The sequence below is a fragment of the Rhodococcus sp. RDE2 genome (assembly GCF_020885655.1).
Classification (GTDB): domain Bacteria; phylum Actinomycetota; class Actinomycetes; order Mycobacteriales; family Mycobacteriaceae; genus Rhodococcus; species Rhodococcus pyridinivorans.
The window spans coordinates 1,010,736-1,033,001 of record NZ_AP025186.1 but is presented as its reverse complement, the minus strand read 5'-3'; the positions used below and the strand labels follow the sequence as shown (position 1 = coordinate 1,033,001).

Annotated in this window: 19 protein-coding genes; 4 read left to right on the top strand and 15 right to left on the bottom strand. The window is 67.7% G+C overall.

All coding sequences use genetic code 11. The annotated features are described in order from the left end of the window. Positions 1-31 precede the first annotated feature (31 nt). From LPH33_RS04975 to LPH33_RS04950, 6 genes are all read right to left on the bottom strand, one after another. A complete protein-coding gene (locus LPH33_RS04975) occupies positions 32-1,096 on the bottom strand; it encodes a YeiH family protein (protein WP_229567314.1) in 1,065 nt (354 codons plus the stop codon). Continuing rightward, the gene (locus LPH33_RS04970; RefSeq protein WP_160873817.1) at positions 1,086-2,684 is read right to left on the bottom strand and encodes a long-chain-fatty-acid--CoA ligase; all 1,599 of its coding nucleotides are present in this window, start codon (positions 2,682-2,684) and stop codon (positions 1,086-1,088) included. The genes LPH33_RS04975 and LPH33_RS04970 overlap by 11 nt, the downstream gene beginning before the upstream one ends. Before the next feature lie 13 nt (positions 2,685-2,697). Continuing rightward, entirely contained in the window at positions 2,698-3,309 is a 612-nt protein-coding gene (locus tag LPH33_RS04965) for an RBBP9/YdeN family alpha/beta hydrolase (protein WP_145693442.1), read from the bottom strand. 57 nt (positions 3,310-3,366) lie between these two features. Continuing rightward, positions 3,367-4,419, bottom strand: coding sequence for a 3-keto-5-aminohexanoate cleavage protein (locus LPH33_RS04960; RefSeq protein ID WP_039587506.1), 1,053 nt, complete (start codon positions 4,417-4,419; stop codon positions 3,367-3,369). Positions 4,420-4,472: 53 nt separating this feature from the next. Continuing rightward, complete coding sequence (locus LPH33_RS04955; protein ID WP_229568259.1) at positions 4,473-5,321, bottom strand: TauD/TfdA dioxygenase family protein; 849 nt, start codon at positions 5,319-5,321, stop codon at positions 4,473-4,475. Between the two features lie 94 nt (positions 5,322-5,415). After that, positions 5,416-6,390, bottom strand: a complete 975-nt coding sequence (locus LPH33_RS04950) for a quinone oxidoreductase family protein (RefSeq protein ID WP_229567312.1) — start codon at positions 6,388-6,390, stop codon at positions 5,416-5,418. A 167-nt stretch (positions 6,391-6,557) separates the two neighbouring features. Between LPH33_RS04950 and LPH33_RS04945 the strand changes: the two genes are divergently transcribed. Both LPH33_RS04945 and LPH33_RS04940 read left to right on the top strand, forming a co-directional pair. Then, positions 6,558-7,568: an AraC family transcriptional regulator gene (locus tag LPH33_RS04945; RefSeq protein ID WP_420714476.1), complete on the top strand. Its 1,011-nt coding sequence runs from the start codon at positions 6,558-6,560 to the stop codon at positions 7,566-7,568. 184 nt (positions 7,569-7,752) lie between these two features. Then, complete coding sequence (locus LPH33_RS04940; RefSeq protein WP_229567309.1) at positions 7,753-9,150, top strand: MFS transporter; 1,398 nt, start codon at positions 7,753-7,755, stop codon at positions 9,148-9,150. 31 nt (positions 9,151-9,181) lie between these two features. On the opposite strand, the gene LPH33_RS04935 is transcribed toward LPH33_RS04940, so the two are convergent. From LPH33_RS04935 to LPH33_RS04895, 9 genes are all read right to left on the bottom strand, one after another. Next, positions 9,182-9,619, bottom strand: a complete 438-nt coding sequence (locus LPH33_RS04935; RefSeq protein WP_016695006.1) for an SRPBCC family protein — start codon at positions 9,617-9,619, stop codon at positions 9,182-9,184. Between the two features lie 97 nt (positions 9,620-9,716). Continuing rightward, positions 9,717-11,351, bottom strand: a complete 1,635-nt coding sequence (locus LPH33_RS04930) for a cation acetate symporter (RefSeq protein WP_088897783.1) — start codon at positions 11,349-11,351, stop codon at positions 9,717-9,719. After that, positions 11,348-11,713 (bottom strand): DUF485 domain-containing protein, encoded by a 366-nt coding sequence (locus LPH33_RS04925; RefSeq protein WP_019289889.1) that lies wholly within the window; start codon positions 11,711-11,713, stop codon positions 11,348-11,350. The genes LPH33_RS04930 and LPH33_RS04925 overlap by 4 nt, the downstream gene beginning before the upstream one ends. Before the next feature lie 124 nt (positions 11,714-11,837). Next, on the bottom strand, positions 11,838-13,634 hold the full coding sequence (locus tag LPH33_RS04920; protein WP_088897784.1) for a cation acetate symporter: 1,797 nt from the start codon (positions 13,632-13,634) through the stop codon (positions 11,838-11,840). A 7-nt stretch (positions 13,635-13,641) separates the two neighbouring features. Then, positions 13,642-14,016 (bottom strand): membrane protein, encoded by a 375-nt coding sequence (locus tag LPH33_RS04915; RefSeq protein WP_037191816.1) that lies wholly within the window; start codon positions 14,014-14,016, stop codon positions 13,642-13,644. Continuing rightward, positions 14,013-14,795, bottom strand: coding sequence for a LytR/AlgR family response regulator transcription factor (locus LPH33_RS04910; protein ID WP_016695001.1), 783 nt, complete (start codon positions 14,793-14,795; stop codon positions 14,013-14,015). The genes LPH33_RS04915 and LPH33_RS04910 overlap by 4 nt, the downstream gene beginning before the upstream one ends. Positions 14,796-14,826: 31 nt before the next feature. Beyond that, the gene (locus LPH33_RS04905; RefSeq protein WP_016695000.1) at positions 14,827-16,041 is read right to left on the bottom strand and encodes a sensor histidine kinase; all 1,215 of its coding nucleotides are present in this window, start codon (positions 16,039-16,041) and stop codon (positions 14,827-14,829) included. A gap of 46 nt (positions 16,042-16,087) precedes the next feature. Next, positions 16,088-17,623: a SulP family inorganic anion transporter gene (locus LPH33_RS04900; protein WP_016694999.1), complete on the bottom strand. Its 1,536-nt coding sequence runs from the start codon at positions 17,621-17,623 to the stop codon at positions 16,088-16,090. Between the two features lie 33 nt (positions 17,624-17,656). Further along, on the bottom strand, positions 17,657-19,324 hold the full coding sequence (locus LPH33_RS04895) for a Na+/H+ antiporter (RefSeq protein WP_229567307.1): 1,668 nt from the start codon (positions 19,322-19,324) through the stop codon (positions 17,657-17,659). A 150-nt stretch (positions 19,325-19,474) separates the two neighbouring features. Between LPH33_RS04895 and LPH33_RS04890 the strand changes: the two genes are divergently transcribed. Then, on the top strand, positions 19,475-21,244 hold the full coding sequence (locus LPH33_RS04890) for a glycoside hydrolase family 15 protein (protein ID WP_229567305.1): 1,770 nt from the start codon (positions 19,475-19,477) through the stop codon (positions 21,242-21,244). 29 nt (positions 21,245-21,273) lie between these two features. Then, positions 21,274-22,230, top strand: a complete 957-nt coding sequence (locus LPH33_RS04885; protein WP_229567301.1) for a TIGR03885 family FMN-dependent LLM class oxidoreductase — start codon at positions 21,274-21,276, stop codon at positions 22,228-22,230. The last annotated feature ends 36 nt before the right edge of the window (positions 22,231-22,266 follow it).

Here is a 22,266-nt window from a genome sequence, read left to right as displayed (position 1 = left end):
GCCGTGCCGGCAATGCCGGGCACGGACCGGTTCAGCTCAGTACGAGGACACCGACGAGGGTGATCAGCACCACCCACAGGGTGGAGGCCGCAGCGAGCACGAACGGTCGCAGCCCGATCGAGCGCAGCAGTCCGACCCTGACCCCGAGACCCAACCCGAACATGGCCGTGGTCAACAGCGCCGATTGCACGAGCGCGGCGTGCTCGAGCACGACGTCGGGAAGCAGTCCGGAGGACCGCACCGCCACCGCTGCCAGGAATCCGATCACGAACACCGGCACCAGAGGCGGCTGCCGGCCGACCGTGTCCTCGTGGACGCCCGTCTCGCGACTGCGCCGTCGGCGGACCACGCCCAGATATGCCATCACCGGGGCCAGCATCAGGACACGGGCAAGCTTGACCACGGTGGCGACCGCGAGAGCTCCGCCGCCGATCATGCCTCCGGCGGCGACCACCTGCGCGACCTCGTGGATCGATCCACCGGCGAGGATGCCGGACTGCCGGTCGTCCATCCCCAGAACTCCCACCAGCAGCGGAATCCCCGGGATCATCAGTGTGCCGAAGACGACGACCAACGCGATCGAGGTGATCACCTCCTTACGCTTCGCGTCGACGACTCCGTCTGCGGCAGCCACCGCCGCGGCGCCGCAGATCGAGAATCCGCACGAGATGAGGACCCGCTGAGTCCACGAAAGTCCGAGGACCCGCCCCAGGTACATCGTCCCGGTGATCCCGGCCGCGACGATGACCACGACGAGCGCGATGACACCCCACCCGAGGGCGAGGATGTCGTGGAAGACCAGTTGGAGGCCGAGCACGGCGATGCCGAGGCGCAGCAGCCGTTTGGTCGAGAAATCCACACCTGGGCCGATCCACGCCGGGACGGGAATCAGATTGGCCACCAGTGCTCCGAACACGATCGAGATCAGCATCGGGTTCACGGCGGGGAGCAGTCGGCCGAGCACGATCGCGATTGCAGCGCCGGCCGCGCACACCCCGATACCCGCGACGAGGGCAGCCGCGCGGGGACGCGCACCCCTCGGCGTCGACTCCGGCCGCACGACGTCCTGCGGCGCCGACGTAACCTCACCCGACATCCGGCGAACCCTGACTCGTCGACACCGTGCCCGTCGATACCGCGCCTGTCCGTACCGTGGTGACGAGTTCGCGCTTCAGGATCTTTCCCGTCGCGGTCGTCGGAAGCGTCGTGACGATCTCGATCGAGCGCGGATACTTGTATCCCGCCATCCGATCGCGGCACCAGGAGATCAATTCCTCTTCCGTGATCTGATCCCCTGCCTCGAGGACGACGAAGGCGCCGACCTCCTCGCCGTACACCTCGTGGGGAACGCCGACGACCGCTGCGAGCGACACTGCCTCGTGGGTGATCAGTACTTCCTCGATCTCGCGGGGGTAGACGTTGAAGCCTCCGCGCACGATCAGATCCTTCGCGCGATCGACGATGTAGTAGAAACCGTCCGCGTCCCTGCGAGCGAGGTCGCCGGTACGCAGCCAGCCGTCCCGCATCACTTCGGCGGTGGCATCCGGCCGGCCGAGATATCCGGACATGACGTTGTGTCCGCGCAGGGCGAGTTCCCCGATCGTGTCGGTAGCTGTGACGGTGTTCCAGTCGGCGTCGACGAGGCGGGCCTCGACTCCCCACACCGGGACTCCGATCGATCCGGGCCGCGGGTCGCGTTCCGGATCGCTGAACAACGCGAGCGGAGACGTCTCGGACAGCCCGTAGCCCTCGAGGATCCGGACGCCGAAGCGCTCGGAGAACCGGGTGAGGATCTCGACGGGCAGGGCGGCGCCACCGGAGATCGCCCGGCGCATCGTGGCGGCGATCCGTTGCACGTCGACCGCCTCGTCCACCGCATCGAGCAGAGCCCAGTACATCGTCGGGACCCCGGCGAAGACGGTGACGTCCTCCTCGATCATCAGTGTCAGTGCGGTGCGGGCATCGAAACGTGGCAGGAGAACCAGCGTGGCCCCTACCGACAGTCCCGCGTTCATGGTCACGGTCTGGCCGAAGGAGTGGAAGAGCGGCAGGGTCACCAGGTACGTGTCGGGGCACATCGGAGTGCTGTCGAACAGGCGGTTCGCGGTGAGTGCGTTGGTCACCATGTTGGAGTGGGAAAGGCAGGCTCCCTTCGGTTTTCCTGTGGTTCCGCTGGTGTAGAGGATCACCGCCGTGTCCTGCGGATCACGTACCACCGACGAGCGGACATCCGATACTTCCCCCAGCGCAGTATCGAGACTGTCCGCACCATCGAGTCCGCCGACGACGAACATGTCGCGACACTTCGGTGCTGCGGCGAAACCGGCACGACCGTATTCACCGATGGGCAGGTCGGGTCCACCTTCGGAGCAGAAGAACGCCCGGGCGCCGGAATCCTGCAGATGGTAGGTGATTTCAGGTCCCTTGAGCATGATGTTCAACGGCACCACGACGGCGCCGGCCTTGAGGATGCCGTAGTAGACGATCACGAACTCCGGCACGTTGGGGATCGACATCGCCACGGTGTCGCCCGGCGCGATTCCACGCGCGATCAACAGGTTGGCCACCCGGTTCGCTCGGGCGTCGAGTTCGCCGTAGCCGATCCGGGTGTTCCCCAGCACCAAGGCGTCCCGGTCGGGATACCGGCGGGCGGAATCCTCCAGGAGAACGGACAGGTTGAGCATCGTTGTTTCGCTTTCAGGATTCGGACGGGACGGGGGCGGTCTCGTGCGTTGTCGCTCCGGACCGCTGGAGCAGTTCCTGCAGGAACAGATCGGCGGCGGGCCAGTCGCCGAAGCCGGACGCGGGATTCAGATGCCCGACCTCACCGAGGTCGACGAATCGACTCCCCCACGCCTCCGCCAATCCTGCGACCCGGCGCCGGTCCGCGAGTGGATCGTTGCTGCTCGCCGCAAGGATGCTCGGGAAGGGAAGGCGGCGACGCGGTATCGGGAGCCAACCACCTCGATCGAGGTCGGCCGTGGTCGGATACCCTTCGGGGAGCGGCTTTTCGATATCGACCGGTGTTGCGAGCAGCGCACCGAGAACCGGTCTGGTCGATGCGTGGGCCCAGTGCACGGCGATCAGGACGCCGGCGCTGTGCGCGACCAGCACGATCGGACCGTCGACGTCGCTGACGACCGCGTCGAGCGCGGCGATTCGCGCATCCAGGCTCAGCCGGTCGTGGTCGAGCGGAGGTACGGTGCGTACCCGGTCGAGCCGATCTGCGAGCAGTGTCTGCCAGTGGTCGGCGACGTGGTCGCGCAGGCCGGGCACGATGATGACGGTCGGTTCGGTGTCGTCGTTCATCTCTCCGAAACTTCCCTTCGTACGGAGCATTCCCATGCAGGTGCGAGCCGCCGGGTGTCAGCCGTGGTGGGTGAAGCCGACCTGACCCGGGCGGCGGTTGGGGGCGTAGCCGAGCTTCGCGAGCGTCTCGTCGGCGTCACGGTAGGTCTCGCCGATCCGGTAGATCTCGCGGGCTTCCTTGCCGGTGGCGACCTCACGGCCGAGTTCGTCTGCGAGACGGACCAGTTGCCGGATCTGTTCGACCGAGGTCATCTTCTCGCCCTTGCGTCCCCAGAGGGTGTCCTCGTTGCCGCAGCGGGTGTGCAGCCCCATGGCGATGGCCATGGTGTTGACCGGCAGCACCGAACGCATGAGGGTTTCGAGTGTCAGGCAGGCACCGTCCGGGACACGCTGGATGAAGTTCATGATGTTGTACGGGTTCGGTCCGTCGAAACCGCCGCCGATCCCCACCCAGGTCAGGTTCAGCGGACCGGTGTAGATGCCGCGTCGAATCAGGCGTTCGACGGTCTCGAGCTGCGGGATCGACGACAGCTGGAAGTGCGGCTGGATGCCGGCGGCCTGCAGGCGTCGCAGGTGCTCCTCGACCCATTCCGGCCCGGCGGGCACGGTCATCTCCCGGTAGGTCACCGCGAGTTCCGGACGCTCCATCGAGGTGCCGGCGATGTCGTCCGCGGTCATGAGCTCCATGATGTTCATCTGGCTCGTGTTGATGGCGATGGTCACCTGATCCGGCTTGGGATCCAGTTCGGCGAGCATGTGCCGAACATCGTCCGACAGCCATTTGGCTTCGGCTCCTTCACCTTCCGGCGCGAAGGAGATCGAGCCGCCGACCTGCAGGATCATGTCCGGCACCGCTTCGCGCAGGCGGGAGAGCAGTTCGTTGAACTTCGACAGTCGCTTGCTGCCCTTGCCGTCGAGTTCGCGAACGTGGATGTGCAGCACCGTGGCTCCGGCCTCGTAGCAGTCCACCGCCTGCTGGACGTGCTCGTCCATCGTCAGCGGCAGGTCTTCCGGGAAATCTTCCGGTTCCCATTCGGGTCCGTACGGGGCGGCGGTGATGACCAGCTTCTCCTGGCATTCGGGGAACAAGGCATCGTCGTGGAAGTGCATCGTGGTCTCCTGTGGATCGGGTCGTGCGTGATGAGGGAAGGAAGTTCTCGGAGTCAGAAGGGACGATCGCCGGCGATTCCGGCGCGCTCCATCCTCCGGACGGCAGGCCAGTAGTCCTGGACCGCGTAGTGCTGGGTGGACCGGTTGTCCCAGATCGCCACGCTGTTCGGCGTCCATCGCCACCGGACCTGGTACTCGGGGATCGTCGCCCGGCTCTGCAGGAACCGGAGCAGCTCGCCCGCCCCGGGTGCATAGTCGATACCGCAACGGACGTTGTCGGCCGTATGGAAATTCGTGAAGTGTGTGGTGAAGCTGTTGACGAACAGGACCTTCTCGCCCGTTTCGGGATGGGTGCGCACGACGGGGTGCTCCGCGTCCGGGAACCGGTCCTTCAGCGCGAGTCGCTTGTCGATCGGCAGTCGCGCACCGAACGATGCCTCGATGCTGTGGCGTGCACGCAACCCGGCGATCTGTTCCTTCACGTGGCCGGGCAACTGCTCGTAGGCGAGTGCCATGTTCACCCAGATCGTGTCGCCACCGACGGCCGGACCTTCGACGCATCGGAGCACCGATCCCATGGGCGGGTTCTCCCGCCAGGTGGCGTCGCAGTGGTAGGAGTTCTCGAACGCCTCGGGTGGGCTGTCGAGGTCCTTGTAGATACGGACCAGACCGGGATGTTCCGGATCGCTGCCGAGTACCGGATGGTCCTCGAGCGAGCCGAAACGCTCGGCGAGGGCGACGTGCTCGGCCCTGCTCATCTCCTGGTTCCGGAAGAACAACACCTTGTGTTCGAGCAGCAGCGCCTTCAGTTCTGCGAACCGTTCGTCGTCGCGGGCCACCTCGGCGAGGTCTACGCCGTGCAGTTCTGCGCCGATGCTGCCGGTCAGCGGTCGTGCGTCCATCGGGAATCGGCGATGTGCCTCGTCCCGGACATGAGCGGGGTCGGTGGTGGTCATGACGGTCTCCTGGGCGTGACGGGGTGGATCGGGTCGAAGGTCAGAGCGAGAACACCGACGAGCCGACGCTGATGCCGGCTTCGAGGTCGCGGTGTGCTCGTTCGGCGTCGGCGAGGGCGTATCTCTGGTTGATCTCGATATCGATGTCTCCGGCCGCGACCTGCGCGAACAGCTCGTTCGCCAGTTCGGCTCGCTCGACCGGATCGGCGATGTAGTCCGCAAGCGCGGGCCGGGTGACGAACAGCGAGCCCTTGACCGCGAGGTCCATGGCGCTGATCGGTGGGATCGGGCCGGAGGCCGTTCCGAACGCGACGAGCAGGCCTCGGCGGGCGAGGGAATCGAGCGAGGAACGATGGGTCGAGGCCCCGACGCTGTCGAACACGACCGGCACACCCGCTCCGTCGGTCAGCTCGCGCACTCGTTCTGCGATGTCCTCACGGGTGTGGACGATGACCTCGGCACAACCGTAGGACCGAGCGACCTCCGCCTTCTCGTCAGTGGACGTGGTTCCGATGACGTTGATTCCCAACCGTTTCGCCCATTGGCAGAAGATCAGGCCGACGCCCCCGGCTGCGGCGTGCAGTAGGACCGTGTCGCCGGCTTCGAGTGGGTGGATGCGGCGCAGGAGGTACGCCGCGGTCAGGCCGCGCATGGTCATCGCGGCCGCGGTGTCGAAGGGAATCGCGTCGGGCAGTGCGATGAGGTGTGCTGCGTCCATCACCCGTTCGGTGCTGTATGCACCGAGCGGGCTTCCCGTGTAGGTGACACGGTCACCCTCGCGGAAGTCGGTGACGCCGGGGCCGACCGCCTCGATCACGCCGGCGGCCTCGACGCCCATTCCCGCCGGCAACGGCGCCGGATACAGCCCGGTACGGAAGTAGGTGTCCGCGAAGTTCAGGCCGACGGCTTCGTGCCGGATCCGCACTTCGCCGGGGCCGGGATCGCCGACCTCGACGGTTTCCCATTCGAGGACGTCGGGGCCGCCCGTCTCGTGGAAGCGGATCGCGTGTGCCATCTGTGTTCTCCTTGGATGTCGGGCGTTCTGCTACCGCAGAGGGGGTGTGACGCCGATAACACGACACTAACGAGCGGACATCCGGAATACTTATCCCTGCGGGACATATTCGTTGTCATTCGGGGACAACCCCTTCATCGGTCGACGGGACATCGAGGAGACGCGCGATGACGCTGCCGAAGCCGTTGGCGCGCTACGCCACACTGACGGGATTCGTCGAACTGGCCCGCTCGCTCTCGGTCGACCCGATCGATCTGCTGCGCAGCGTCGGGCTGGACCCGTCCGGACTCGACCTGCAGGACCGGTGGGTGCCGGCGGCGTCGATCGTCCGTTTGCTGGAACTGTCCGCCGTCGTCACCGCCCGCCAGGATTTCGCACTGAGACTCGCCGAACGGCGACGCCTGTCGACCCTCGGCCCCTTGAGCGTGGCCATCCGCGACGAACCGAACGCCCGCAGCGCCCTGCGCATGCTGATCCGCTTCCAGCACACGTACAACGAGGCGCTGTTCATCGACATCACCGAACGTGACGGGCTGTCGACGATCGTCCTCCGCGTCGAACCGGGCGAACCCATGCCCGTGCGTCAGGCCACGGAACTCGCGGTCGCCGTCATCCACCAACTTCTGCAGTATCTGCTCGGCGACCGCTGGCGGCCGGTGTCGGTGTGTTTCGAACACGGTCGGCCCGACGACGACAGCACACACCGTCGGGTCTTCGACGCGCCCCTCGTCTTCGACGGCAACTATTCCGGAATCGTCGTGTACACCGGCGATCTGGACCTACCCAATCGCCTCTCCGATCCCGTCCTCCGAAGTTATTCGCAGCAGGTCCTCGATGACCTCTCGGCATCCGAAACCCCCGCGCTCGAGCGGCGGGTCCGGGAACTCGTCGAACTACTGTTACCGACCGGGCGCTGTTCGGTCGACCAGGTGGCAGCGAGCCTCGGAGTGGATCGCCGCACCGTCCACCGGCACCTGGCGAGGTCGGGACAGACCTTCACCGGGGTCGTCGACGACACCCGGGCCGAACTCGCCCAACGACTGGTGACGAGTGGGCGTCACACCTTCGCCGAGATCTCGGAAATGTTGTCGTTCTCGGCTCCGAGCGGCTTCTCGCGCTGGTTCACACGCCGTTTCGGCATGACTCCCCGAGAATGGCGCAAGCGGTCCGAAGCCTGAGTGTCCCGAAATGGACAGACCCGTGTCCCCTCGGGATAAGTGAGCGCCGCACACCCCGACTACTGTGATGTGCACCACGGCAATCGCGGATCGGCGTGCACGCCCCGCCGTCCTCCCCTCCTCCGCGTGAGAGTCGTGAAACCGCTCGGGTTCCGACCCACCCCTTTTCTATCGAGGAGCTCCTATGGGAATTCTCCCCACCCCGATCGGCACCCCTGCCGAACTCACCCTCGAATCACCGGACGAGCCAACCGATTCCGGCGGACCGGCACCCGAGAAGAATCGACGCCGACGGGTCGCATACCCCTGGTTGGTCTTCGCGCTGACATTCGCACTGCTGCTCTCGGATTACATGTCGCGCCAGGTGCTCAGCGCGGTCTTCCCGTTCCTGAAAGCGGACTGGGCACTGTCGGATTCACAACTCGCATCGCTGACGAGCATCGTCGCCCTGATGGTGGGCCTGTTGACCTTCCCGTTGTCGCTCCTCGCCGATCGGTGGGGCAGGGTACGGAGCCTCACCCTGATGGCGGTGATCTGGAGTATCGCGACGCTGTTCTGCGCTGTGGCAGCCAATTACGAACAGTTGCTCATTGCCCGCTTCCTGGTCGGGGTCGGCGAGGCCGCCTACGGCAGCGTCGGAATCGCCGTGATCCTGAGCGTCTTCGTCCCGCGGGTCCATTCCGCACTCAGCGGCGCCTTCATGGCCGGCGGCTCGTTCGGTTCGGTCATCGGCGTCGCACTCGGGGGCGTCATCGCGGTGCACCTGAGCTGGCGGTGGTCGTTCGCGGCCATGGCGGTGCTCGGCCTGATCCTCGTCGCTCTGTTCCGCGCCCTGGTCACCGAAGGTAGGTTGGCGGCGCACAGGGTCGGTCAGGACACGACGCCGACCGAACCGTCTCCTCGTCCGGATTCGTCACCCCCGATCCGGGTACCGATCTCCACACTGTTCACCAGCCCTGCCGTGTGGTGCGCCTATCTCGGTGGCGGTCTGCAGATGTTCACTGCCGCGGTGCTGCTGGCATGGACGCCCAGCTTCTTCAATCGTCAGTACGGTCTGGCCCCGGACAAGGCCGGGATGGTCGCATCGATCTTCGTCCTGCTGATCGGCACCGGCATGGTGGTGTGCGGGATGATCACCGATCGGGTGAGCCGCACGAACCCGTCGGCGAAGTGGACCAGCGCCATCGCCTACTGCGCCGTCTCCCTCGTGTCGCTCGCCATCGGATTCCAGCTGGCGCCGGGTCCGGCGCAATTGGGCCTCATCGGAATCGGAGCCTTCTTCGCCGCCGGGTCCTCCGGTCCCACCGCGGCCATGGTGGCACGACTGACCCACGAGTCGGTGCGGGCCTCCGCGCTCGGCACTCTCACCGTCGCCAACAACGTCCTCGGGCTGGCGACCGGGCCGTTCGTCGTCGGGATCCTCGCCGACCGTCTGGGTCTGCTCGCCGCGCTGCAACTGACCCCGCTGGTGTACGCACTCGCGATCGTGGCGCTGGTCTTCGGTAAGCGTTGGTACGCAAGCGGCGTGGAACGACTGCACCGTCGGAGCGCGGCCGCATCGGATCATGTCCCTGCTCGATGAGACCGAGCGTCGTGTCGCGCTGCGCCGGGCGTCAGTTCCCGCCGTAGCGGCGCGCGAAGGTGTCGAGCGACGACTGCAGGTCGCCGTGCAGGGCCCGCGCCACCCCCGAGCCGATCGGGCCGAACAGGGGCGCCCCGCCGAGGTCGATCTTCATCGACAGCGTCGAACCGTCCCCGCGGGCCGCGACGGCGAGTCGCATCGAGAACTTCGTGCCACCCTTGCCGGTGCCCTTCAGCACCACGTGGTGCGGCGCGTCCAGTTCGACGATGGTCCACGTGACGCGGTTGCGCATGCCCTTGACGGACACCACCGACTGCAGGGTGGTGCCCTCGGCGAGGGTGTCCGGCAGGTCGCTGCGCCACCCGTCGTGGATGCTCAGCCACTCCCCGAACGACTCGAGGCGGGAGGCGTGCTCCCACGCTGCGTGCGGGTCGAGCGGAAGGTCGGTGGACACTTCGAGTTTCGCCATGGTCCGCAACAGTAGACGGTCCGTTCCGCCGGCGGGGCACCCCGACACGGCGGTGGCCCGCCCCCGTATCGGGAGCGGGCCACCGCGGTGCAGAGGATCAGTGGGAGACGGCCTTCTCCACACCGACACCGGTGAGCGAGCGGACCTCCATCTCCGCCTGCTTGTACCGGTCCTCCTGCCTGCGGCGTCCGACGTAGGTGCCGATGACACCGAGCGCGAACGCGAGCGGGATGGACACGATGCCCGGGTTCGACAGCGGGAACCAGGAGAAGTCCACGTTCGGGAACATCGCCGAGGGTGCACCGGACACCGCCGGGGAGAACACGATGAGCACGAGGCAGCTGATCAGACCGCCGTAGATGCTGAACAGGGCGCCGGTCGTGTTGAACTTCCGCCAGAACAGCGAGTACAGCAGGGTCGGCAGGTTCGCCGAGGCGGCGACCGCGAAGGCCAGGGCCACCAGGAAGGCGATGTTCTGTCCCATGGCGAGGATGCCGAGGACGATCGCCACCAGACCGATCACGACGACCGTGATCCGCGAGACCCGCACCTGCTCGTCCTCGGTGGCGTTGCCACGCTTGATGACGCTGGCGTAGATGTCGTGGGCGAACGACGCCGAGGCGGTGATGGCCAGGCCGGCGACGACCGCGAGGATCGTCGCGAAGGCGACGGCCGAGATGATCGCGAGGAAGACCGTGCCGCCGAGTTCGAAGGCCAGCAGCGGGGCCGCCGCGTTCTCCTTGCCGGGAGCACCGAGGATCGCGTCGGGGCCGACCATCTTCGCGGCACCGTAACCGAGCACCAGAGTGAACAGGTAGAAGGCGCCGATGAGGGCGATGGCCCAGGTGACCGAGCGACGTGCTTCCTTGGCGGTGGGCACGGTGTAGAAGCGCATCAGCACGTGCGGCAGACCGGCGGTGCCGAGGACCAGCGCGATGCCGAGCGACAGGAAATCGATCTGCGTCATGTTGCTGATGCCGTACTTGGCGCCGGGGGCGAGCACGTCACGCTGGGCGACGGCCTCGTTCGACGAGCTCGACACCATCGCCTGTGCGTCGGCGAGCAGCTGCGAGAAGTTGCCCCGCACCGCGAACAGGACGAGCACGAACATCAGGCCCGCGCCGGCGACGAGCAGCACGGCCTTGACCATCTGCACGTAGGTCGTGCCCTTCATGCCGCCGATCAGCACGTACACGATCATGAGCACACCGACGACCGCGACGACGATGGCCTGGCCGACCTTGCCCTCGATGTCGAGCAGCAGCGCGACGAGTCCGCCGGCACCGGCCATCTGTGCGAGCAGGTAGAACAGCGACACCGCGAGGGTCGAGAGCGCCGCCGCCATGCGGACGGGGCGTTCCTTGAGCCGGAAGCTCAGCACGTCGGCCATCGTGAACCGGCCGGTGTTGCGGAGCAGTTCGGCGACGAGCAGCAGGGCGACGAGCCATGCGACGAGGAAGCCGATCGAGTACAGGAAGCCGTCGTATCCGTAGACGGCGATCGCACCGGCGATACCGAGGAACGACGCGGCCGACAGGTAGTCGCCGGCGATGGCGAAACCGTTCTGCGGGCCGGAGAACTGGCCGCCGCCGGTGTAGAAGTCGGAGGCCTTCTTCGTCGTGCGGCTGGCCTTGATGACCAGGCCCATCGTGATGACGACGAACGCGACGAAGATGGCGATGTTGAGGATCGGGTTACCGACGTCGGCCCCACTCTGCGCGAGAACGCTCACTGCTGCGGTCCTTCCAGTTCCTCACGGATCGCGGCGGAACGCGGATCCAGCTCACGCCCGGCGAACTTCACGTAGACGGCGGTGATCACGAAGGTCGTGACGAACTGGCCCAGACCCAGGATCAGCCCGACATTGATGTTGCCGATGACCTTCGTCGCCATGAACTCGTCCGCGTAGGTGGCCAGCAGGACGTACAGGGCGTACCAGGCCAGGAAGAACGCCGTCACCGGGAACACGAAACGGCGCAGACGGCTGCGCAGTTCCTGGAACTCCGGGCTCTCCTGCATCGTGACGAACTCCTGCGGCGTCGGTATCCGTCGCTGCTGGGGTACGCCACTCTCGCTGAGTGGTGCTGTGGTCACTGCCGACTCCTTGATAGTCGTGTGAGGTGAGGATGATCACAACGCTAATGAGACGGCTGTCACACGAACAGAGCAGACAAGAGGCGGAACGACGAGGGGTGCCCTCGTGCGACGAACGGTCGCGTCACCGCGACGAACGGCGCCTCTCGCCGGGACCACGGCCCCGCTCACCGAACGCGCCGAGTTCGCGGTCGCGGCCCATCCCGAGCCGCTCGGGTACGTGCATGCGGGAGAACGTCCTACCCACGTCCCTGGGGATCCGGCGACGCGTCAGAAGACTCACCGTGATCATCGTGAGGAACGCCAGCGGCACGCTCAACGCCGCCGGGTAGGCGGAGAGCACCGTCGGCCACCCGGCGGCCACCGACGGATCGATCGGCAGCAGCACGGTCGCCAGGGCTGCACCGCCCGCGACGAGACCACCGACGACCATCCCCGCCGCGGCACCGATCGCAGTGAGCCCGCGCCACCAGATCCCCAGCACCAGCAGCGGACACAGCGTCGACGCGGCGATGGCGAAGACCTGACCGACCGAACGGGACAGGTCGAGGGAGGTCACCGACAGGGCGAGCACGAGCGGCACCACGCCGGCGAGCACCGCGGCCACCCGGAAGTCGCGCACCCGGCCGCGCAGTACGTCCGTGGACAACACGCCGGCGACACTCACCAGCAGTCCGGACGACGTCGACAGGAAGGCCGCGATCGCACCCGAGGCGACCAGCGCCGCGAGCAACTGTCCGCCCCAGCCCGACAGCACCGATCCCGGTAGCAGCAGCACTGCCGCATCGGAGCGTCCGGTGATGAGCAGCTGCGGGACGTACAGGCGCGCGAACACCCCGAGCAGCGTGGGGAACAGATAGAACAACCCGAGCAGGCCGATGACGGCGAGCGACGTCATGCGCGCCGCCCGCCCGTCGGGATTGGTGTAGAAGCGCACGAGCACATGGGGCAGCCCCATCGTGCCCAGGAAGGTCGCGAGCATCAGCGAATACACCTGGAACAGCGGATGTTCGCTGCTCGCTCCCAGCCCCGCCCCCGGCGACGCCCAGGTGTCGTTGTCGGTCGGCGCACCGGCGACCACCGGCACCGGTGACCCGGCGTCGAGGACCAGTTCGGTCCCGGCCCCGAGGACGTGCTCTCCCGGTTCGAGTTCGAAGACGCCCGTGACCGGCCGGCCGTCGATCTCCCCTGTCGCCACGACGGGGAGCGTTTCGGCGACCTGCACGATCACGTCGATCGTCACGTCGACGGTGGTGGTCTCGGTGACGGTGGGCGGCACGGGTTCGTCGACGCCGCGGTCGTCACCGACGAAGTGCAGTGTGAGGACAAGAGCGGGTAGGGCGACCGCGGTGAGTTTGAGCCAGTACTGGAAGGCCTGCACGAAGGTGATCGAGCGCATCCCGCCACCGACCACGTTGGCGACGACGATCACCCCGACCACCGCGACGCCCACCCAGTCGGGCACTCCCAGAAGGATGTTGAGCGTGAGTCCCGCGCCCTGGAACTGCGGCACCAGGTACAGGATGCAGATGATCGCCACGACCATCATCGACAGCGTGCGCAGCCACTTCTCCCCCAGCCGGAACTCCGCGAAGTCCGGGACGGTGTAGGCACCCGAACGTCGCAGCGGCGCAGCGACGAACAGCAGCAGACCCAGATAACCGGCGGTGAAACCGACGGGATACCACAGGGCGTCGGCACCGAACTTCGCGACGAGCCCGGCCACTCCGAGAAAGGATGCCGCCGAGAGGTATTCACCGGAGATGGCCGCGGCGTTCCAGCGCGGGCCGACGCTGCGGGAGGCGACGAGGAAATCCGAGGTGGTGCGCGCCATCCGCACGCCGTACACCCCGATCGCGACGGTGGCGATCGCCGCGGCGACCAGACCGACGACGGTGACGACGGGAATCGATCCGCTCATGGGGTCGTCAATCGTCGGTGAGGTCGGTGAAATCCTGCTCGTTGCGTTCGGCGAGGCGCAGATACACCCACGCGATACCGAGCAGGATCGGATAACCGACCACACCGAGCAACACCCACGGCAGGCGGATGCCGAGGACCGTCACCGCGGCGAGACCGGGAGCGAGGTGGAACAGCACCGGGATGGCGCCCAGCAGACACACCGTGAACAGCGCGACCCGCAGCGCGAGCCCGAGCTGCGCCCGGACCAGCCCGCGGACCATCGCGTCGCCCACCTCGGTCTGCTGCTGCACCTCGACCCGGGTACGGACCATGCGCGCCCCACGCCGTTCGGCGAGGACGACCTTCTGACGCGGCGGAGGCGGGCCGCCGGTGGTGCTCATCGCGACGTCCACGACTGCATCGGACCTCGGATGAGCCGGTCCTTGAGTTCCCGTGTGTGCCGGCGGCTGACGGGCAGTTCGACGGGCGGTGAGTTGCTGTCGCTGCGCAGGCACACGACGAGACCCGAACCCACACTGCGGATACCGGTGACGAGCGGCAACGCCACGAGATAGGAGCGGTGCACCCGCAGGAAGCCGGCGTCGCCCCAGCGGTTCTCGAGCGTCGATATCGGGATACGTACCAGGTGCGAACCGGTCGCGGTGTGCAGGCGCGCGTAGTCGCCCTCGGCCTCGACCCAGTGGACCGACGAGCGCGGCACGAGGGTGGTGACACCGCCGAGCTCGACCGGGATCACGTCGTCGCTCTGGCCGGTCTCGGATGTCGCCTGCGCGGCGGGCCGGTGGCGCTCGGCGATCCGCCGGACCGCTTCGGCGAGTCGTTCCTCCCGCAGCGGCTTGAGGACGTAGTCGACGGCGCCGAGGTCGAACGCCGAGACCGCGCGATCGTCGTGCGCGGTCACGAACACCACGGCCGGGGACACCGCGAAATTGCGCAGGATGCCTGCGAGTTCCAGCCCGTCGAGTCCGGGCATGTTGATGTCGAGGAAGACCGCGTCGATTCCTCCGTCGCGCAGCACGCGCAGAGCGGTCGTCGCGTCTCCTGCGGTGTGCACGACGCCGATCTCCTCCTGCGCGCGCAGCAGGTAGGCCAGCTCGTCGAGGGCGGGCGGTTCGTCGTCGACCGCCAGCACGGTCAGGTTGTCTGTGATCTCGTTCACGGCGAATCCATCGTGCCATGCCGGGTGTTCCTCACGGCCGGATACCCGCCCTGAACTTCGGCACGCGCATGCTCACCCGGGTGCCGGCCCCCGGCGCGGTCTCGACGACGAGGCCGTAGTCGTTGCCGAAGGCCGCACGCAAGCGGTCGTCGACGTTGGCGAGGCCCACGTGCGCGGACTCGCGGACGCCGCTGCCGTGCTCGCTGTCGGCGATCGCGTCGAGCGTGCCGGATCGCAGCAGTTCCGGGTCCATGCCGATGCCGTCGTCCTCGACGCTGATGACGCAGTCGGTGCCCTCGTCGGCCGCGGTGATGGTGATGGTGCCCGTGCGGGTGTCCTTGCCCGCGATCCCGTGCCGCACGGCGTTCTCGACGAGTGGCTGCAGAGCCAGGAAGGGCAGCGTCACGTTGAGTACCTCGGGAGCGATCTGCAGGCGTACCTCGAGGGCGTTGCCGAAGCGGGCGCGTTCGAGTGTCAGGTACCGGTCGATGTTGCGCAGTTCGTCGGCGAGCAGGGTGTACTCGCCGGCCGCGCGGAACGAGTAGCGGGTGAAGTCGGCGAAATCCAGCAGCAGTTCGCGGGCGCGGTCGGGGTCGGTCCGGACGAACGACGCCACCGTGTTGAGCGCGTTGTAGATGAAGTGCGGACTGATCTGGGCGCGCAGCGCACGGACCTCGGCGCGGTCGAGCCGGGCGCGGGAGGCGTCCAGTTCGGCCAGCTCGATCTGGCTGCACGCGTACCGCGCCACCTCGGTGATCGCACCGAGCAGCGCCGGGCCGGGTTCGACGGTCGTCACGACGCCGAGCACCCCCGCCACACCCATGTCCTCCACGACGAGCGGCTGGGCGATCAGTGCGCGGGCCGCGAGGTCGCCGTGGGCCCGTCGCAGGTCGTGGTGCCCGACGAGCACGCGGCGCTTGTCGGCGACGGCCCGGCCCGCGGCGGTGATCATCTCGTCCGTCAGTTCCTCGAACGGGCCGTCCCAGGCGAGCAGGGCACCGTTCTCGTCCAGCAGCGCCACCGCGCGTGCTTCGGCCAGCAGCATCCGCAGGTGCGGAGCGGCCTCCTTCGCCGACGACGCGTCGAGCCCGGCGCGCAGGGGGCGCGCCGCGAGGGACGCCGTGTGCAGGGTCGCGTGGACCGCGCGTTCGGCGGGTGTGGTGACCACCCGCCGGGTCCACAGCACCACCGAGACCACGACCAGCACCAGGAGCAGTACCACCGCGGCGAGCTCGATCGCGATCATGCGCTCACGTTACGTCGAATCGACGCACCGCTCCCGGGATGCGTGGTCAGTTCTCCCCACCGAGCCGGCCGGACAACCGGCGGAGGCGTTCGAGGCTCGCGCCGTCGAGTCCGACGATGGTGACCGTCTTTCCCTTGGCCGCGTACTTCTGCTGGATCGCATCGAAGGTGGCGACCGTGGAGGCGTCCCAGATGTCGGCGTCGGTGAGGTCGATGACGACGTTCTCCGGATCGCCGATGTAGTCGAACTGGTGGACGAGATCGTTGCTCGACGCCCAGAACAGTTCACCGGTCACCCGATAGGTGCGCGTGTCCACTCCCCCGTCCCCGTCGGTGTCGGCATCGGCGATCTTCTCGACGGTGGTCATGTGCGCGACGCGGCGGGCGAACAGCACCATCGCGGTGAGCACTCCCAGCGACACTCCGATCGCGAGATTGCCGGTGCTCACCGTGGCCACGACGGTGACGATCATGACGACGGTCTCGCTGAGCGGCATCAGCCGCAGCGTCCGCGGGTGCACGCTGTGCCAGTCGACCGTCGCGATCGACACCATGATCATCACGGCGACGAGGGCGGCCATCGGGACCAGCCCGACGATGTCGCCGAGGGCGACCACGAGGATCAGCAGGAACACGCCGGCCGCCAGGGTGGACAGGCGGGTCCGTGCCCCGGAGACCTTCACGTTCATCATGGTCTGGCCGACGACGGCGCAGCCGCCCATGCCACCGAAGAATCCGGTCACGATGTTGGCGATGCCCTGACCCCAGCCCTCGCGGGTCTTGTCCGAGCGGGTGTCGGTGATGTCGTCGACGAGCTTGGCCGTCATCAGCGATTCCATGAGGCCGACGAGGGCCATCGCGAGCGCGTACGGCGCGAGGATCCGCAGGGTCTCGAAGGTCAGCGGCACGTCCGGGAAGAAGAGCGTGGGCAGGCTCTCGGGCAGTTCACCCTGGTCCGCGACGTCCGGCACGTTCAGCGAGAAGGCCACCGTCACGACGGTGAGGAGCACGATCGTGACGAGCGGAGCCGGCACGGCCTCGGTGATCCTCGGGAGGACGACCAGCACCAGCAGACCTGCCGCCACCAGCGGATAGACCATCCACGGCACGTCCACGAGGTGCGGAATCTGGGCGACGAACACGAGGATGGCCAGGGAGTTGACGAAGCCGACCATGACGCTGCGCGGCACGAACCGCATGAGCTTGGCGACGCCGAGGAAGCTGAGCAGCACCTGGAAGATGCCGCCGAGGATCACCGTCGCGATGAGATGGTCCACCCCGTACTGCTCGGACACCGGGGCGATCACGAGCGCCACGGCCGCGGTCGCCGCCGAGATCATCGCGGGCCGTCCCCCGACGATCGCGATGGTGATCGCCATGGTCACCGAGGCGAACAGCCCGACCCGGGGATCCACACCGGCGATCACGGAGAAGGCGATGGCTTCGGGGATCAGGGCGAGCGCCACGACCAGGCCGGCCAGGAGTTCGGTCTTCAGACGAGCAGGCGACCGGAGAGCGAAACGGACGGAGACGTCGGTGCGGGGATCGTGCGGCACCTGTTCCGGCCCGTGCGGGGTGTTCACTTGCGGAAAGTCTACCGTTGCGGCCTGTCGTCCCTACCGCTGCACACCGTCGTCCCGACTTCGGGCACCGTCGTCCCGGCGCCGGCGGCGGATGCGCTCCTCCACCGCCGCTTCGTCGATGTCCAGGCTCTCGAGCACGTCGCGGAGGATCTCGTCGTCGAGTTCACCGCGATCGCGGGCGTCGATGAGGGCCTGGCGTCGCGCCCGCAGGGATGCCCGTCGGATGTCGTCGAACAGCGCGGCCAGTCGTGTTCCGGCGTCCTCCGCGGTGTCCTCGACGGTCTCCGCCTCCTGGCGGGATCGGAGCGACTTTCGTGCCTTGGCCAGGAGTTTGTCGTAGATCTCCGGGTCCACGCCGTCGGGTGGATGCGTGGCGAGTTCGGTGAGCACCCGGTCGCTCGACTCGGCCGAGATCCTGCGGGCCACCGCCATCTGTTCCTCGGTGCGCAGCCGCTCGTAGGGGTCGGTGACGTCGAGTCTGCGGATGAGCCACGGCATCGTCGCGCCCTGGATGAGGAGTGTGCCGATGGCGACGACCAGCGCGGAGATCTGGATCATCTCGCGGCCGGGGAAGGGAGCACCCGACGCGATCGCCACGGGCACCCCACCGGCCGCGGCGAGGGTGACGACGCCGCGCATGCCCGCCCACGACACCACGACGTGTTCCCGGAAGTTCAGCTGGTCGCGGCCGAGGCGTTCGGATCCGGCGCGTCGCACGAGCGCGCGCCGCCCCCAGTGCAGCAGACCCCACGCGGGTCGCACGATCATGACGACGAGCAGGATCATCACCGCACCGAGCAGCGCGAGGCGCAGATCGGCGCCGCTGTCGCGGACCTCGTCGAGGACGAACCGCAACTGCAGGCCCATGTAGGCGAAGACGAACGTCTCGAGCACCACGTCGACGCTCTTCCACACCGCGCGTTCCTGCAGTCGCGTGCTCACCGAGACCTCGGTGGCCCGGTGCCCGATGAACAGTCCGGCGGCGACGACGGCGAGCACTCCCGAGGCGTGGATCTCCTCGGCAGCGAGATAGGCCGCGAACGGCAGCACCAGTCCGAGCACGGTCTCGAGCGGCGAGTCGTACATCCGGGCGCGGATCAGGTGGACGGCGTACGCGAGCACCAGACCCACGGCGATCCCACCCGCCACCTCGTAGAGGAAGAACAGGAACGGCGAGTCGGCGAGGATGTGCGTGCCGGTGACGGCCGAGATCGCCACGGTGAACAGGGTCAGGGCGGTGGCGTCGTTGACCAGACCTTCCCCGGTCAGCACCGCGATGACCCGTTTCGGTAGTCCGAGTCGCTGTCCCACGGCGACGGCACTGACCGCGTCCGTCGGTGCGACGACCGCGCCGAGAGCGAGAGCCGCACCGAAGGTCAGCGTCACCATCATCGCGGATGCGGTCCACGCCACGACGAACGCCGTGACGAGCACGGCGTAGATGCCGAGCCGCAGGATCGACGGCAGGTACTGCCGGAAGGTGGGAACCGAGAACCGCAGGGCCGACGAATACAGCAACGGCGGCAGGACGACCCCGAGGATGGCCTCCGGATCCAGTTCGAGCCGCGGCAGGCCCGGCGCGAACGACACCAGTGCGCCGACCGTGACTAGCACGAGTGGGGCCTGCAGGTCGCGGCGCGACGCGACGGCGGTCACCGCGATCCCGGCGATGACGACCAGCAGGATCCACGCGCCGTTCATCGCGACGGCACCGTGCCAGGCGTCCGGTTCACGGTGTGATGGTGACACAGCCGGCGGCCGACCGTCGCGAACATGCAGGTCGTTTGTACGGACCCGGCACGGGTATGCAATCGATCGACCGCCGTGTACCCGGCCCAGCGAGGAGTGCGTGTGATCCCAGCCCGCGACGACGACGGCTATGCGGACCTGCGCACCTATGCCGCACTGGGCGACGGCGACACCGTCGCCCTCGTCGCCGAGGACGGGTCGGTGGACTGGTATCCGGTACCGCACCTCGATTCGCATCCGGTCTTCGCACGACTGCTCGACGCATCGACGGGCGGTTCCGTCGAACTGCGTCCCGTCGACGAGTTCACCGTCGAACGCGCATACGTGCCGGGCACGAACGTGCTGAGCACCGTCTTCACCACCGCACAGGGGCGGGTCCGGGTGACCGATTCGATCGACACGGGTGTCGCCGGGCGGTTGCCCTGGGGTGAGCTCGCCCGCCGCGTCGAGGGTCTGGACGGTGAGGTCGCGATGCGCTGGACGGTCACCCCCGGCACCGGACTGGGCCGGTACCAGCCCTGGTGCGACCGGACCGAACACGGCCCCGTCCTGCGGGTGGGGACGGTGAGCATCGGGGTGCGCACGTCCGGCACCGGCGAACCGGTGGTCGAGCACCGCTCGATCGGTGGCCGCTTCACCACCTCGGCCGGATCCCGGCACCTCATCGCCGTGCTGTCGACGGAGAACGAACCCCTGCCGTTGCCCGACGCCGACGCGATCGACGCCAACATCGACCGCACCGTCGACCGGTGGAAGCAATGGTCGTCGCTCCTGCACTACGACGGGCCGTGGGCCGACGCGGTGATCCGGAGCGCGCTCGCACTGAAACTGTTGCAGAACCGATCGGGCGCGATCGCCGCAGCGGCGACGACGTCCGTTCCGGAAAGCCCGGACGGCGAGAAGAACTGGGACTACCGTTTCGCTTGGGTGCGCGACGCCGCTTACACCCTGCACGCGCTGATCCGTCTCGGCGATCGCGAGGAGGTGCACGCCGCGATGAGCTGGTTGCTCCGCGTGGTGCGCGATCAGGGCGCCGATGCGGAGGTGTTCACCCGGCTCGACGGCGGAACGCCCGACGACGAACGGCGACTGGAGGTTCCGGGTTGGCGCGGTATCGGCCCGGTGGTCGAGGGGAACAGGGCCGCAGGGCAATTGCAGCTCGGGATCTACGGCGACCTGTTCGAGATCGTGACCCTCTACAGCAGTGAGGGTTACGTGCTCGACATCGCGACCGCGCGTCTGCTCGCCCGCATCGCCGACCACACCTGCGATGTCTGGCAGCAGGCCGATCACGGCATCTGGGAGCTGCTCGAACGCGAGCACTACACGAACTCGAAGATGAGCTGCTGGCACGCGCTCGACCGCGCCGTCCACCTCGCGGAGGTCGGGCAGATCCCGGGGACGGCGGATCGCTGGCGCCGCGAACGCGATCTCATCCGCGACTGGATCGAGGAGAACTGCTGGTCGGACGAACTCGGTTGCTACACCGCTTATCCCGGCACCGATCGGCTGGACGCGTCCGTCCTGCTCGGAGCCGTCGGCGGGTACGACCGGGGTCCGCGCATGCAGGCCACCTGCGACGCCCTGCGACGGGAACTCGGTCGCGGGCCGCTGCTCTACCGGTTCAGCGGCGCCGACAAGGAGGAAGGGACGTTCGTCGCCTGCGCGTTCTGGATGGTCGCGGCACTGGCCGAGACGGGACGGACCGACGAGGCCACCGAACTGATGGGCGAACTCGTGCCGCTCGCCAACGACGTGGGCCTGTACTCGGAGATGATCGCCGAGGACGGCACCTTCCTCGGCAATCTCCCCCAGGGTCTGAGCCACCTCGCGCTCATGACGGCTGCACTGACACTCATCGAGAAGTACTGATCGCCGATCGACCGGAGGAGCGGACAGGTATGACGCTGATAGGTTTTCACGCCTCACACGAACAGGCGTCCCCATCCCGCCTGCTCGAGGACGTCCGGCTCGCCGAAGCAGCCGGCTTCGGGGCGGCCATGTGCTCGGACCACATCGAACCGTGGTCGCACCGCCAGGGACACTCGGGGTTCGCGTGGTCGTGGCTCGGAGCGGCCCTGGCCACCACCGACCTACGTTTCGGTGTCGTCACCGCGACCGGCTTCCGCTACCACCCCGTCGTCACCGCCCAGGCCACCGCCACTCTGGCATCGATGTTCCCGCACCGCTTCTGGTTCGCACTCGGCAGCGGTGAGCACTGCAACGAACGCATGTCCGGAGTTGCCTGGCAGCCCAAGGAGGAACGGCAGCAACTGCTCGGCGAGAACCTCGACATCGTGCGACGCCTGCACGCAGGCGAAGTCGTCGACCACGACGGCGCGGTGAAGGTCGACCGCGGACAGGTCTGGGACCGGCCGGAGACTCCTCCCGAAATTCTGCTTCCCGCACTGACTCCCGAGACGGCCGGTCGTTTCGCCGACCGGGTCGACGGTCTCGTCACCGTGAACGCCCCGCTCGACGACCTGCGCCGGATCCTCGGCGCCTACCGCGACGGTGGCGGAGGCGGACGGACCGTGCTGCAGGTCCATCTGAGTTGGGCACCCACCCGGGAGCGTGCCCGCGAGATCGCGCGGGAACAGTGGGCGACGAACGCCCTACCGCCGGAACTGATGGCAGAACTGGCCACGCCCGAGGAATTCGAGTCCCACGCCGCCGAACTCGACGACGGCGACCTCGAGGGCGCGGTGATCGTGTCCGACGATCCCGCCGAACACGTCGACCGCCTGTGCGAATTCGCCGAACTCGGTTTCGACGAGATCTATCTGCACCATGTGGGGCCGGATCAGCGCCCGTTCATCGACACCTTCGGCGACACGGTGCTGCCGCACCTCCCGTGAACCGTGCTGCCGCACCTACCGTGAACCGTGCTGCCA